Source organism: Mycolicibacterium psychrotolerans, from assembly GCF_010729305.1.
GTDB classification, from domain to species: Bacteria; Actinomycetota; Actinomycetes; order Mycobacteriales; family Mycobacteriaceae; genus Mycobacterium; species Mycobacterium psychrotolerans.
This window is the reverse complement of sequence record NZ_AP022574.1, coordinates 2,619,003-2,631,744: the sequence shown is the minus strand read 5'-3', so window position 1 is coordinate 2,631,744 and position 12,742 is coordinate 2,619,003. Positions and strand designations below refer to the sequence as shown.

General features: G+C 65.9%; 13 protein-coding genes. 10 read left to right on the top strand and 3 right to left on the bottom strand.

Going from position 1 to position 12,742, the window contains the following annotated elements; all coding sequences use genetic code 11:
• Positions 1-8: 8 nt before the first annotated feature.
• Both G6N45_RS13035 and G6N45_RS13030 read right to left on the bottom strand, forming a co-directional pair.
• Positions 9-1,175: an acyl-CoA dehydrogenase family protein gene (locus G6N45_RS13035; protein ID WP_163722704.1), complete on the bottom strand. Its 1,167-nt coding sequence runs from the start codon at positions 1,173-1,175 to the stop codon at positions 9-11.
• 112 nt (positions 1,176-1,287) lie between these two features.
• On the bottom strand, positions 1,288-2,583 hold the full coding sequence (locus tag G6N45_RS13030) for an amidohydrolase family protein (RefSeq protein ID WP_163722703.1): 1,296 nt from the start codon (positions 2,581-2,583) through the stop codon (positions 1,288-1,290).
• Between the two features lie 261 nt (positions 2,584-2,844).
• Between G6N45_RS13030 and G6N45_RS13025 the strand changes: the two genes are divergently transcribed.
• The 7 genes from G6N45_RS13025 to G6N45_RS12995 are packed head-to-tail and all read left to right on the top strand — an operon-like array spanning position 2,845 to position 8,648.
• Positions 2,845-3,384 (top strand): carboxymuconolactone decarboxylase family protein, encoded by a 540-nt coding sequence (locus G6N45_RS13025; RefSeq protein ID WP_163728329.1) that lies wholly within the window; start codon positions 2,845-2,847, stop codon positions 3,382-3,384.
• A gap of 3 nt (positions 3,385-3,387) precedes the next feature.
• The gene (locus tag G6N45_RS13020) at positions 3,388-4,704 is read left to right on the top strand and encodes an aromatic ring-hydroxylating oxygenase subunit alpha (protein WP_163722702.1); all 1,317 of its coding nucleotides are present in this window, start codon (positions 3,388-3,390) and stop codon (positions 4,702-4,704) included.
• The gene (locus tag G6N45_RS13015; RefSeq protein ID WP_163722701.1) at positions 4,697-5,041 is read left to right on the top strand and encodes a hypothetical protein; all 345 of its coding nucleotides are present in this window, start codon (positions 4,697-4,699) and stop codon (positions 5,039-5,041) included. The genes G6N45_RS13020 and G6N45_RS13015 overlap by 8 nt, the downstream gene beginning before the upstream one ends.
• Positions 5,041-6,273: a metal-dependent hydrolase family protein gene (locus G6N45_RS13010; protein WP_163722700.1), complete on the top strand. Its 1,233-nt coding sequence runs from the start codon at positions 5,041-5,043 to the stop codon at positions 6,271-6,273. Before G6N45_RS13015 ends, G6N45_RS13010 begins: the two co-directional genes overlap by 1 nt.
• Positions 6,257-6,703: a nuclear transport factor 2 family protein gene (locus G6N45_RS13005; protein WP_163722699.1), complete on the top strand. Its 447-nt coding sequence runs from the start codon at positions 6,257-6,259 to the stop codon at positions 6,701-6,703. The genes G6N45_RS13010 and G6N45_RS13005 overlap by 17 nt, the downstream gene beginning before the upstream one ends.
• The gene (locus G6N45_RS13000) at positions 6,700-7,821 is read left to right on the top strand and encodes an acyl-CoA dehydrogenase family protein (protein ID WP_163722698.1); all 1,122 of its coding nucleotides are present in this window, start codon (positions 6,700-6,702) and stop codon (positions 7,819-7,821) included. The genes G6N45_RS13005 and G6N45_RS13000 overlap by 4 nt, the downstream gene beginning before the upstream one ends.
• Before the next feature lie 26 nt (positions 7,822-7,847).
• On the top strand, positions 7,848-8,648 hold the full coding sequence (locus G6N45_RS12995; RefSeq protein ID WP_163728326.1) for an acyl-CoA dehydrogenase family protein: 801 nt from the start codon (positions 7,848-7,850) through the stop codon (positions 8,646-8,648).
• Positions 8,649-8,732: 84 nt separating this feature from the next.
• On the opposite strand, the gene G6N45_RS12990 is transcribed toward G6N45_RS12995, so the two are convergent.
• Positions 8,733-9,515 carry an enoyl-CoA hydratase gene (locus G6N45_RS12990; RefSeq protein WP_163722697.1) on the bottom strand — a complete coding sequence of 261 codons (783 nt, stop codon included), beginning with the start codon at positions 9,513-9,515 and terminating at the stop codon, positions 8,733-8,735.
• Between the two features lie 139 nt (positions 9,516-9,654).
• Here G6N45_RS12990 and G6N45_RS12985 point away from each other — a divergent pair, with 139 nt between their 5' ends.
• From G6N45_RS12985 to G6N45_RS12975, 3 genes are all read left to right on the top strand, one after another.
• Complete coding sequence (locus G6N45_RS12985) at positions 9,655-10,374, top strand: TetR/AcrR family transcriptional regulator (RefSeq protein ID WP_082597496.1); 720 nt, start codon at positions 9,655-9,657, stop codon at positions 10,372-10,374.
• A 245-nt stretch (positions 10,375-10,619) separates the two neighbouring features.
• On the top strand, positions 10,620-11,831 hold the full coding sequence (locus G6N45_RS12980) for a cytochrome P450 (protein ID WP_163722696.1): 1,212 nt from the start codon (positions 10,620-10,622) through the stop codon (positions 11,829-11,831).
• A gap of 40 nt (positions 11,832-11,871) precedes the next feature.
• Positions 11,872-12,708 carry a mycofactocin-coupled SDR family oxidoreductase gene (locus G6N45_RS12975; protein WP_163722695.1) on the top strand — a complete coding sequence of 279 codons (837 nt, stop codon included), beginning with the start codon at positions 11,872-11,874 and terminating at the stop codon, positions 12,706-12,708.
• Positions 12,709-12,742 lie beyond the last annotated feature (34 nt).

Here is a 12,742-nt window from a genome sequence, read left to right as displayed (position 1 = left end):
GCAGGTGTTCAGTAGCTGCGCGGGAGGCCGAGCACGTGCTCGCCGAGGAAGTTCAGGATCATCTCCTGACTGACCGGCGCGATTTTCATCAGCCGGGCCTCGCGGAAGTACCGCGCGACGTGATACTCCTCGGAGTAGCCCATGCCGCCGTGCAGCTGCAGCGCGCGGTCGGCGGCGCCGAAGCCGGCGTCGGCGCACAGGTACTTGGCCGTATTCGCCTCGCGCCCACAGGGTTTGCCGTTGTCGTAGAGCCAGGTGGCCTTGCGCAGTACGAGTTCGGCGGCGTCGAGCCGGGCCAGGGAATCCGCCAGCGGGAATTGCAGGCCCTGGTTCATCCCGATCGGGCGGTTGAACACCTGCCGCTCGTTGCCGTACTTGACCGCCTTCTCCAGCGCTACCCGGCCGATGCCGAGCGCCTCGGCGGCGATCAGCATCCGCTCCGGATTCAGGCCGTCGAGGATGTACTTGAAGCCCTGCCCCTCCTCCCCGACCCGGTGGGCGACCGGCACCATCAGGTCGTCGATGAACAGCTCGTTGGAGCTGACCGCGTTGCGGCCCATCTTCTTGATGGGTCGGATGTCGACGTGGGCGCGATCCAGGTCGGTCAGGAACAGCGTCATGCCGTCGGTCTTCTTGGTGACCTCCTCGTAGGGCGTCGTGCGGGTCAGCAGCAGGATCTTCTCCGATTCCAGCGCCTTGGAGATCCACACCTTGCGGCCGTTGACGCGGTAGTGGTCGCCCTCCCGTTTGGCGAACGTCGTGATCCGTGAGGTGTCCAGCCCGGCACCGGGTTCGGTGACGCCGAAACAGACGTGCAGATCACCGTCGACGATGCGGGGCAACGTCTCGGCCTTGAGCTCGTCGGAGCCGTGCTTGACCACCGGCTGCATACCGAAGATGGACAGGTGGATGGCGCTGGCGCCGTTCATCGCCGCGCCGGACCGGGACACCTCCTCGAGCAGCAGGGTCGCCTCCGTGATGCCGAGACCGTGGCCGCCGTACTCCTCGGGGATGGTCATGCCCAGCCAGCCGCCCGTGGCGATGGCGTCGTAGAACTCCTGCGGGAACTCGTGCGCCTGGTCCTTCTCGAGCCAGTAGTGATCGTCGAACCGGGTGCACAACTCGGCCACGGACTTGCGGATCAGTTCCTGATCGTCGCTCAGCTCGAAACTCATGCCGCTCGGCATAACCTGCTCCTCGGTCTCACTCCCCGCCGAACTCGCATTCCAGCAGGAGTCCACTCGATCTTTCCCTGCTGGAATGCCATTTCGGCGCAAGAGGTGGTGCTCAGTCCTTGTTGCCGGTCAGTTCTTTCGCGTTCGCAGCGAAGTCGGCGAAACTCGTTCCACCGTGCTCGTGCTTGCTCAGCGCCTGGATCGAAACGTCGTGGCCCTCCGCTGCCTTGCGCAGCGCCCCGACCGTCGCCTGCTCCTTCGACATGTGGCTGAACGGGTCGAAGTTGTACCACCGCATCGCGTTCTCGTAGGTCATCTTGTTGATCTCGTCGTCGGGCACGTCGTTGGCCTTGAGCACCTCGTCGAGCTGCTCGGGAGCGCCCGGCCACATCGAATCGCTGTGCGGATAGTCGGCCTCCCAGCAGATGTTGTCCACCCCGATCTGGTGACGGGTGGTCACCCCGACCGGGTCGGCGATGAAGCAGGTCAGGAAGTGCTCGCGGAACACTTCGCTGGGCACCTTGCCCTTGAAATCCTGTCCGGTCCAGGTGGAGTGCATCTCGTAGGTCCGGTCCACCCGCTCCAGGAAGTAGGGGATCCACCCGGTGCCGCCCTCACTCAGCGCGATCTTCAGGTCCGGATACTCCTTGATCGGCCGCGACCACAACAGGTCCGCGGCGGCCTGCACGATGTTCATCGGCTGCAAGGTGATCATCACGTCCATCGGCGCGTCCGGCGCCGTGATCGCCAGTCGGCCCGATGAACCGATGTGGACGTTGAGCACGGTGTCGGTGTCCACCAGCGCATCCCACATCGGCTTCCAGTGGTCGAAGTCGTGAAAGCTGGGATAGCCCATGGCCGAGGGGTTCTCCGAGAACGTCAACGAGTGCACACCGCGCGCGGCGTTGCGACGGATCTCGGCCGCGCACGCCACCGGGTCCCAGATCACCGGCAACGTCATCGGGATGAACCGTGCGGGGTACGCCCCGCACCACTCCTCGACATGCCAGTCGTTGTAGGCCTGCACCAGCGCCAGCGAGAATTCCTGATCCTCGGTGGCGAAGAGCCGGCCGGCGAAGCCCGGGAACGACGGGAAACACATCGAGCCGAGGATGCCGCCTGCGTTCATGTCCTTGACGCGCTCGTCGACCTGCCAACAGCCGGGCCGGATCTCGTCGAGCCCCTGAGGCTCGAGGCCGTACTCCTCCTTGGGCCGGCCTGCGACCGCGTTGAGCGCCACGTTGGGGATCACCACGTCGCGGAACTGCCAGGTGTCCGATCCGTCGGGGTTGTGCACCAGCCGAGGGGCCTCATCGAGGTACTTCTTCGGGAGGTGGTTCTTGAACATGTCCGGCGGCTCGACGATGTGATCGTCCACGCTGATCAAGATCATGTCGTTCTTGTTCACGACGGCTCCTTCACGTCGGCACACCCGTTCTCACGGCGCGCGCCATTTCCGACCGTTGCTTCTTCCAATGGAAACTAGCTTCTCCATGAGCGAGAATCAATGTTGCAAGTCATTGCCAGGCAACTGGCTGCGACGTTGACTCGATGGAGGACGGCTCGTGGCCTGCGGATCCGCATCCGTCGATCGACGTTCCGGCGTAGGACTGGAAATCTACTGTTCAAATATGAGAACCTGATTCTCATGAGGGAGAGGACAACGGCAGTGCGCATCCCACCGCTGCCGGCGGACGAGTGGGACGACGCCGTCGACGCGGCGCTGTCGGGCCTGATGCCCGCCGAGCGGCGCACCCCGGAAGCCGCCGGGAATCTCGTCGCCACGCTGCTACAGCACCCGAAACTGGCCAGGAACTTCCTGCGGTTCAACTTCCACCTGCTCTACGGATCCACTCTGCCTCCTCGGCTGCGCGAACTGGCCGTGCTCCGTATCGCGCTCCTCAGCGGCTGCGACTACGAGTGGCGCCACCACGTCACCATGGGTCGCGACGCCGGCCTGTCCGACGACGACATCGCCGGCATCGAGCGCGGGGACGCGTCCACCGAACTCGACCGCGCGGTGCTGGCGGCCGTCGACGAGCTGCGCCGCGACTCGACCGTCGCCGACCCAACCTGGGCGACGTTGTCCACCCACCTCGACGAGCACCAGGTCATGGATCTCGTCTTCACGATCGGCTGCTATGGCGCCCTGGCCATGGCCATCAACAGCTTTGGGGTTCAACCCGACCCCGACACAGAGAGGCGATAATCCATGGCACACTTCCCCAAGCCTGCTGCCGGGAGCTGGACCGAGAACTGGCCGGAGCTGGGAACCGCACCGGTCGACTACACCGACTCGATCGACCCTGAGCAGTGGAAACTTGAGCAGCAGGCCATCTTCCGCAAGTGCTGGCTCAACGTAGGCCGCGTGGAGCGGTTGCCCAAGGCGGGCAGCTACTTCACCCGCGAGATGCCGTCGGTCGGGCCGGGCACGTCGATCATCATCGTCAAGGACAAGGACGGAAACGTCCGGTCGTTCTACAACCTGTGCCGGCACCGCGGGAACAAGCTCGTCTGGAACGACTATCCGGGCGAGGAGGTCTCGGGTGCGTGCCGGCAGTTCACCTGCAAGTACCACGCCTGGCGCTACGCCCTCAACGGCGATCTGACCTTCATCCAACAGGAGGAGGAGTTCTTCGACGTGGACAAGGCCGACTACGGACTCAAGCCGGTGCGCTGCGAGGTCTGGGAAGGCTTCATTTTCGTCAACTTCGACGACGACGCCGAACCGCTGACCGACTACCTCGGCGATTTCGCCACGGGTCTTGAGGGCTATCCGTTCCACGAGATGACGGAGGTCTACAGCTACCGCTCGGAGATCAGGGCCAACTGGAAGCTGTTCATCGACGCGTTCACCGAGTTCTACCATGCGCCGGTGCTGCACATGAAGCAGGCGGTCAAGGAGGAGGCGGAGAAGCTCGCCAAGATCGGCTTCGAGGCGCTGCATTACGACATCAAGGGCCAGCACTCGATGATCTCCTCCTGGGGAGGCATGTCACCGCCCAAGGACGAGAGCATGGTCAAACCGATCGAGCGGATCCTGCACAGCGGACTGTTCGGTCCGTGGGACCGGCCCGACATCAAGGGCGTCGCCGCCGACGAGTTGCCGCCGGCGATCAATCCCTCACGCCAACCCTTCTGGGGCCAGGACTCTTTCGAGTTCTTTCCGAACTTCACGCTGTTGATCTGGGCCCCGGGCTGGTATCTGACGTACCACTACTGGCCCACGGGCGTGGACACCCACATCTTCGAGGCCAGCCTGTACTTCGTGCCCCCGAAGAACACCCGCCAGCGGCTCTCGCAGGAACTGGCGGCCGTGACGTTCAAGGAGTATGCGCTGCAGGACGCCAACACCCTCGAAGCCACGCAGACCCAGATCGGCACCCGCGCGGTCACCGAATTCCCGCTGTGCGACCAGGAAGTGCTGCTTCGCCATCTTCATCACACCGCACACCGCTACGTTGACAAGTACAAGGAAGAGAACGGTCTGACCAAGGCCGCCACGAACGGGAGCGCCGCCCATGTCTGAGACCACCACCGCCCAGCTTCCCGCCGAGTTCGCCGATCTGGAGCGCTTCACCGACTGGTGCCTGGCCACCGAACCGGAGCGCTACGCCAAGCGGCTGGCGTCGACGATGGCCGAGATGCAGGAGCTCTACGACGCCGGCCTGGCCCGACTCGAGGACGCGATGGTCTACCTGGACGCCCGCTTTCCGCTGCACGACATGCCCGAAGACGCGAAGAACCTGATGCATCTGATGCAGTCCGTGGTGATGGTGTCGTTCCCGATCGAGGTCTGGAAACAACCGCGCGTCCTCGACAGCGGCGCGGCCTGGGTCGAGATCATCAAGGAGCCGGTGGTCTAGTGCCGCTGACCCTGACAGCCGCGGGTCTGCTCGACGTCGACGCCGGGGAGATCATCCGTCCCGGCATCGTCACGGTCGACGACGGCCGGATCGCCTCCGTGGGCGGCGAGATCGCCTCGGACGCCGACGTCCTCGATCTCGGCGACGCCATTCTACTGCCCGGTCTGATGGACATGGAGGTCAACCTCCTGATGGGCGGACGCGGGGAGAATCCCGGCCTGTCGCAGGTGCAGGACGATCCTCCCACCCGGGTTCTGCGGGCGGTCGGCAACGCCCGCCGCACGCTGCGTGCCGGCTTCACCACGGTGCGCAACCTCGGGCTGTTCGTCAAGACCGGCGGCTATCTGCTCGACGTCGCACTGGCCAAGGCGATCGACGGCGGCTTGATCGAGGGCCCGCGAGTCATCCCGGCCGGTCACGCGATCACCCCGACCGGCGGCCATCTCGACCCGACCATGTTCGCGGCGTTCATGCCGGGCGTGCTCGAGCTGACCATCGAGGAGGGCATCGCCAACGGGGTCGACGAGATCCGTAAGGCGGTCCGCTACCAGATCAAGCACGGCGCCCAGCTGATCAAGGTGTGTTGTTCGGGCGGTGTCATGTCACTGACCGGAGAGGCTGGAGCACAACACTATTCGGACGAGGAGCTGCGCGTCATCGTCGACGAGGCGCACCGGCGGGGGCTGCGTGTCGCCGCCCACACCCATGGCGCCGAAGCGGTCAAGCACGCCGTCGCCTGCGGGATCGACTGCATCGAACACGGATTCCTGATGGACGACGAAGCCATCCAGATGTTGGTCGACAACGACCGCTTCCTCGTCACGACGCGGCGGCTCGCGGAGTACATGGACGTGTCGAAGGCGCCGAAAGAGTTGCAGGACAAAGCAGCCGAGATGTTCCCCAAGGCGCGCACGTCGATCAAGGCCGCGTACGAGGCGGGGGTCAAGATCGCCGTCGGCACCGACGCCCCCGCGATCCCACACGGCAAGAACGCCGACGAACTGGTCACGCTGGTCGACTGGGGCATGCCGCCCGACGCGGTACTGCGGGCGGCGACCGTGGTCGCGGCGGACCTCATCAACAGATCCGACTCGCTGGGCCGCATCGCCGAGGGGTACCTGGCCGACATCATCGCGGTGCCGGGCGACCCACTCGCCGACATCGGCGTTACACGCAATGTTTCTTTTGTAATGAAGGGCGGTAAGGTCTACAAGAATGACTGTGCCAACTGAACCCTCGCGCACCGACGATCTCGTGGAGATCCAGCAGGTGCTGGCCAAGTACGCCGTGACCATCACGCAGGGCGACATCGACGGGCTGGTCTCGGTCTTCACCCCGGACGGCACCTACAGCGCGTTCGGCTCGACCTACACCCTGGCCCGCTTCCCCGAACTCGTCGGCGCCGCGCCCAAAGGGCTCTTCATGACCGGCACGTCGCTGGTGACGCTCGACCCCGAGGACCGGGACCGGGCCACCGGAACCCAACCGCTGTGCTTCGTCGAACACAGCACCCACGACATGCGCATCGGCTACTACAACGACACCTACGTCCGCACCGAGCAGGGCTGGCGCCTGCGCACCCGGGCCATGACCTTCATCCGGCGCAACGGCGACCACGACTCCGGGCGCCCCCACGCGATCGGGAGGCCTGAGGCGGGATGACCGACCTCCACGACCCGGCGACGTTCCGGACGCGATTGGTGGCATGGCTGGGCGAGCACGATCTGACGCCGGCCGACGACCACTCACTCGAAGGACACCTCACCCAGTTCGCCCGAGTGCAGCGCGCCCTGTACGACGCCGGCTGGAACCGCTACGGCTGGCCCGAGCACGCCGGCGGGCTCGGCGGACCCGACATCCTGCGCGCCATCGTCGGCGAGGAGGTGGTCGGTCGCCGTCTGGTCGAGCCGGGACCGTACTCCATGCTCGACGTGCTGGCGCCGACGATCATCGACTACGCCTCCCCCGCACTCGCCGCCGAGATGGTGCCGAAGCTGCTCAGCGGAGAAGAGATGTGGTGCCAAGGGTTTTCGGAACCGGGGTCGGGAAGCGACCTCGCGTCGCTGACCACCCGCGCCACCCGGCGCGGGGACGAGTGGATCGTCAACGGCCAGAAGGTGTGGACGAGCTTCGCGCAGTTCTCCCGCCGGTGCGTGCTGCTCACCCGGACCGGCGGCCCTGACATCCCGAACCACGAGGCCATCACCGCGTTCTTCGTCGACCTCGACACCCCCGGCATCACCGTACGACCGCTGCGCACCATGCACGGCGTCGACGAGTTCTGCGAGGTCTACTTCGACGACGTCGTCGTGGACGGCGGCCGGATGCTGGGAGCTCCCGGCGACGGCTGGCGCCTTGCGATGGATCTGCTTCCGTACGAGCGCTCCACCTGTTTCTGGCAGCGCATCGCCTACCTCTACTCACGTTTCGACGCGTTGATCGCAGCGGTGAAGGCGCAGGGGCAGGCCGTGGACGCGGACATGGGCGAGACATATCTGGCGCTGCACACGCTGCGCTGCCGGTCCCGGGCCACCCAGCACAGGCTCGCCAACGGACAGAAGCTCGGCCCGGACACCTCGGTGGACAAGGTGCTGCTGGCCGGCGCCGAGCAGCGGCTCTACGACACCGCGCGCGATCTGCTGCCGGGCGTCATCGAACTCGACGACGGCCCGTGGCGCACCGAGTACCTGTACTCGCGCGCAGCCACGATCTACGGCGGCACGGCCGAGGTGCAGCGCAACATCATCGCCCGCCGTCTACTCGATCTCGGGAAGGAGTGACCATGGCCGCTGGAATCGACCACGCAATGGACCGCGAGTCACTCGACATGCTGGAGGCCGCGCTGCGCAAGACCATGCTGTCGGCGTCCGGCGCGCAGCTCGACGCGGCACTGACCGAATTGGGCTGGGCCGACATGCTCGCGGACACGCCGCAGATCGCGGTGCCCCTGGTTTTCCGGCTCCTCGGCGAGACCGGTACGCACGCTTCGGTACTCGTCGATGTCGTGCTGCACGCCACCGGCAACACGATCGGCGACACCGTCGAACTGCCCCTGCCGTACGCCGGCAACACGTGGGTGGTGTGGGACCGCATCAGCCCGACCACTGCCGAGCCGACGCTGGGCGGTCTGCCGTTGCGCCGCGAGGAGGAGGGCTACCCGATCCGGCTGGCCGAAGCGCGGGTGGCGGTGGGCTGGTGGCTGGTGGGCTCCGCGCGGGCGATGGTGGCGCTGGCTCGCCGGCATGCGCTGGACCGCGTGCAGTTCGGCAAACCGATCGCCGGCTTCCAGGCGGTCCGGCATCGGCTGGCCGAGACGCTGGTGGCCATCGAGGGCGCCGAGGCGACGCTGAGCCTGCCCGCCGTGGACAACCCCGATCTGACCTCGCTGCTCGCCAAGGCCGCCGCGGGCAGGGCGGCACTGACCGCAGCGAAGAACTGTCAGCAGGTGCTCGGCGGCATCGGCTTCACGGCCGAACACGAGTTGCACCACCACGTCGAGCGGGTACTGGTGCTGGACGGATTACTGGGCAGCTCACGGGAACTCACCCGCCGGGCCGGCGCAGGCCTGCGGGCCCGCGGCTCGGCACCGCGCCTGGCCAACCTCTGAGCGGGATCCTGCAGCGCGCCTGGTGTGCGTCCAGATCGAAAGACGGCTTCACGAGACGATCTGTGCGCACACCAGAGCCTCCAGCTAAGTGATGTTGGCCTTCATGTGCTCGAGATCCACCAGCACCGGCCATCCCCCGACACTGAGCGCGTTGCCGTGTCCGGTCTGGTGGACGTCGAACACCGACTGGATCGCGGCGTAGAAACCCTGCACGTCCAGCGTCTGGTTCACCGCACGCTTGGCCTGCCGCAGAGCGAACGGCGGCATCTTCGCGATCTGTTGGGCCATCGCCCTGGTCTGGCTGTCGAGTTCGGCGCGCGGCACCACCTTGTTCACCATGCCGGTGGCCAGTACCTCCTCGGCCGACATCGCACGCCCGGTGAACAGGATCTCCTTCGCCTTGCGCGGGCCCAATTCCCAGGTGTGCCCGTGATATTCGACGCCGCCGATGCCCATCAGGACCACCGGATCGGAGAACTGCGCATCGTCGGCGGCGATGATCAGGTCGCACGGCCAGCACAGCAGCAGTCCCCCCGAGATGCAGCGGCCCTGAACCGCGGCGATCGACGGCTTGGGGACATTGCGCCAGCGCAACGTGTACTCCAGGTAGCGCCGCGCCTCGTGCTCAATGATGAACTCCAACGTGATCTTGTCCGGAACGGGACCGCCGCCGCGCAGATCGTGACCCGCGGAGAAGTGTTTGCCGTTGGCGCGCAGCACGATCACCGCGACGTCCGGGTCCTGAGCCGCCCGTGTCCACGCCGCATCGAGTTCGTCGAGCAGCTCGGGATTCTGCGCATTGGCAGCCTCAGGGCGATCCAGGGTGATCGTCGCGATCTTGTCGGTCACGTCGTAGTCGATGTACACGGCCCGTCCTCGGGTGTCGGGAAGCCCGGTGTCGAAGTGGAGACTGGGCCTTCTGTTATCACCAAAATGAGAATACTATTCTCGTGGTGAGGAAGTTACAATCTCTGACACGTCGGCCGAGAGGGGGTCCTAGACCGCTATGGCAAGGCGTTCTCCGGTACAGTCAGTTCATGTTCTTCCCAGTCGGCCTGCGTCCGAGCCGCCGGTGACCAGCCCCAGCGAGGAGCCGGCCTGGAAGCAGCGTGCGGTCGAGCGTTCGATCAAGACCGCCAAGTTGCGCGCCGCCCAGCGGGTGCAGCGGTTCCTCGACGCCGCGCAGGCGATCATCATCGAGAAGGGCAGCACCGACTTCACGGTGCAGGAGGTCGTCGACCGGTCGCGCCAGTCGCTGCGCAGCTTCTACCTCCAGTTCGACGGCAAACACGAACTTCTGCTCGCCCTCTTCGAAGACGCGCTGAGCCGTTCGGCGGATCAGATCCGCGCCGCGACCGCCGGCCAGGACGATCCCCTCGAGCGGCTCAAAGTGGCCATCTCCCTGCTGTTCGAGTCGTCGCGGCCGGACCCGGCGGCCAAGCGGCCCCTCTTCACCGATTTCGCGCCGCGACTGCTGGTGTCCCATCCGTCCGAGGTCAAGATCGCGCATGCGCCGCTCCTCGCGCTCCTCACCGAGTTGATGGAGGATGCCGGTGCCGCGGGCCTGCTTCGTGACGGCGTCAGCCCGAAGCGCATGGCCGCCATCACCATGCAGACCGTGATGTTCGTCGCGCAGTCCAGCGGGGATGTCGGCGACGGCGCGGCACATCCGATCACTGCCGACGAAGTGTGGGACTTCTGCGCCCACGGCTTCGCCGCCGACTGAGCGAAGCAGCGAGAACCTCACTCTCCCTTCGGGCACACTGCAGCACAGGCTTGGCCGAACGTGCTTCTACTGTAACGCCGCCCTTCCTCTCGCCAACCTTGGGGAGAAGGTAGTTCTTCTAAACCGAGAGTCATCCTCGCCTTCAGCGAGTCGGTCATTGACACCTTGCGTCCTCCGATGTCAGAGTGTGAGACACATTGCAGCCCGATGTCTTACGCAGAGACGTGGCCAGCGAGAGGGACACCGTGACGATCAGTGCCGACAACCCCGACGTGCAGGACGCCGAGACGCCGGGCGAGCTGTACTACGACCCCTACAGCGTCGACCTGAACATGAACCCCTACCCGGTGTTCGCTCGCCTCCGCGAGGAAGCGCCGCTGTACTACAACGCCAAGCACGACTTCTACGCGCTGAGCCGGTTCGACGACGTCAACAAGGCGCTCATCGACCACAGCACCTTCATCTCCGGCCGCGGCGCGCTGCTCGAGATCATCAAGTCGGGCATGGACATCCCGCCGGGGACGCTGATCTTCGAGGATCCGCCGATCCACAACATCCATCGCAATCTGCTCTCCCGCATGTTCACCCCCCGCAAGGTGCTCGCTCTCGAGCCGCGGATCCGTGAGTTCACCGCGCGCTGCCTGGACCCGCTGATCGGCTCCGGCCGCTTCGACTTCGTCAACGATCTCGGCGAGCAGATGCCGATGCGGGTCATCGGCATGCTGCTGGGCATCCCCGAGGCCGACCAGCGCCGGGTCACCGACCACGGCGAGGCGACGCTGCAGAGCACGGAGATCGGCCAGTGGGCCACCGGTGAGGTGTTCGCGGAGTTCATCGACTACCGCACCGAGCACCCGTCCGACGACATCATGACCGACCTGCTCAACGTCGAATTCACCGACGAGACCGGCACCGTGCGCCGGCTGCGGCGTGATGAGCTGCTGATGTACCTGACCGTGGTCGCCACGGCGGGTGCCGAGACGACGACGCGGCTGATCGGCTGGGCCGCCAAGACGCTGGCCGACCATCCCGACCAGCGCCGCCAACTTGCCGAGGACCCCTCACTCATCCCCCAGGCGATCGAAGAGATCCTGCGGTGGGAGCCGCCGGCGCTGCAGGTGGCCCGGTACGTCACCCGCGACACCGAGTACTACGGCCAGACGGTTCCGGAGGGCAGCGCGATCCTGCTGCTGATGGGCGCCGCCAACCACGACCATCGGCGCTTTCCGCCCGACGGCGATGTGTTCGACATCCACCGAGAGGTGCGCTCGCACATGACGTTCGGCGCCGGAACACATTTCTGCATGGGCAACGCACTGGCGCGCCTCGAGGGCCGGATCGCGCTCGAGGAGATCCTCAAGCGATTCCCGACATGGGAAGTCGACTGGTCTCACGCGGTCCCGTCCCAGACCACCGCAGTCCGCGGCTGGGAGTCCATGCCCACCTTCATCCCCTGACGACCCCCGCTTCAGCGACGACACAGAAGGATTGATGACCATGACGGGACGCGTCGAAGGCAAAGTCGCTTTCATCACCGGAGCCGCGCGCGGACAGGGCAGGGCCCATGCCGTGCGGCTCGCGCAAGAGGGTGCCGACATCATCGCCGTCGACATCTGCCGACAGATCGACACGGTGCGGATCCCGCTGTCCACCTCGGAGGACCTCGCGGAAACCGCGGACCTGGTCAAGAACGCCGGCGGCCGGGTCCACACGGCCGAGGTCGACGTGCGTGACTTCGATGCCCTCAACAGCGCCGTGAACGCCGGTGTCGAGGAGTTCGGAAAACTCGACATCATCGTCGCCAACGCAGGCATCGGCAACGGCGGGCAGTTGCTGCACGAGACCGGTGAGCCCGACTGGGACGACATGATCGGCGTGAATCTGTCCGGGGTGTGGAAGACGGTCAAGGCCGGTGTGCCGCACATCCTGGCCGGCGGCAACGGCGGGTCGATCGTGCTGACGAGTTCGGTCGGCGGCCTCAAGGCCTACCCGCACACCGGGCACTACGTCGCCGCCAAACACGGTGTCGTCGGCCTGATGAGGACCTTCGCCGTGGAACTCGGCGCGCACAACATCCGCGTCAACTCGGTGCATCCCACCAACGTCAACACCCCGCTGTTCATGAACGAGCCCACGATGAAGTTGTTCCGGCCCGACCTGGAGAACCCGGGTCCCGAGGACATGAAGGTCGTCGGTCAGCTGATGCACACCCTCCCCATCGGCTGGGTCGAACCGGAGGACATCGCCAATGCCGTGCTGTTCCTGGCATCCGACGAGGCGCGGTTCATCACGGGTGTCACACTCCCCATCGACGGGGGCAGCTGCCTGAAGTGACCACCGCGGCGAATCGGGACGACCCGGTGATTCC

What these genes read in the sequence shown, in the direction of transcription:
- G6N45_RS13035 (WP_163722704.1), bottom strand. Translation starts at nt 1,175, where the DNA reads ATGAGTTTCGAGCTGAGCGACGATCAGGAACTGATCCGCAAGTCCGTG.
- G6N45_RS13020 (WP_163722702.1), top strand. Translation starts at nt 3,388, where the DNA reads ATGGCACACTTCCCCAAGCCTGCTGCCGGGAGCTGGACCGAGAACTGG.
- G6N45_RS13015 (WP_163722701.1), top strand. Translation starts at nt 4,697, where the DNA reads ATGTCTGAGACCACCACCGCCCAGCTTCCCGCCGAGTTCGCCGATCTG.
- G6N45_RS13005 (WP_163722699.1), top strand. Translation starts at nt 6,257, where the DNA reads ATGACTGTGCCAACTGAACCCTCGCGCACCGACGATCTCGTGGAGATC.
- G6N45_RS13000 (WP_163722698.1), top strand. Translation starts at nt 6,700, where the DNA reads ATGACCGACCTCCACGACCCGGCGACGTTCCGGACGCGATTGGTGGCA.
- G6N45_RS12995 (WP_163728326.1), top strand. Translation starts at nt 7,848, where the DNA reads ATGGACCGCGAGTCACTCGACATGCTGGAGGCCGCGCTGCGCAAGACC.
- G6N45_RS12985 (WP_082597496.1), top strand. Translation starts at nt 9,655, where the DNA reads ATGGCAAGGCGTTCTCCGGTACAGTCAGTTCATGTTCTTCCCAGTCGG.
- G6N45_RS12975 (WP_163722695.1), top strand. Translation starts at nt 11,872, where the DNA reads ATGACGGGACGCGTCGAAGGCAAAGTCGCTTTCATCACCGGAGCCGCG.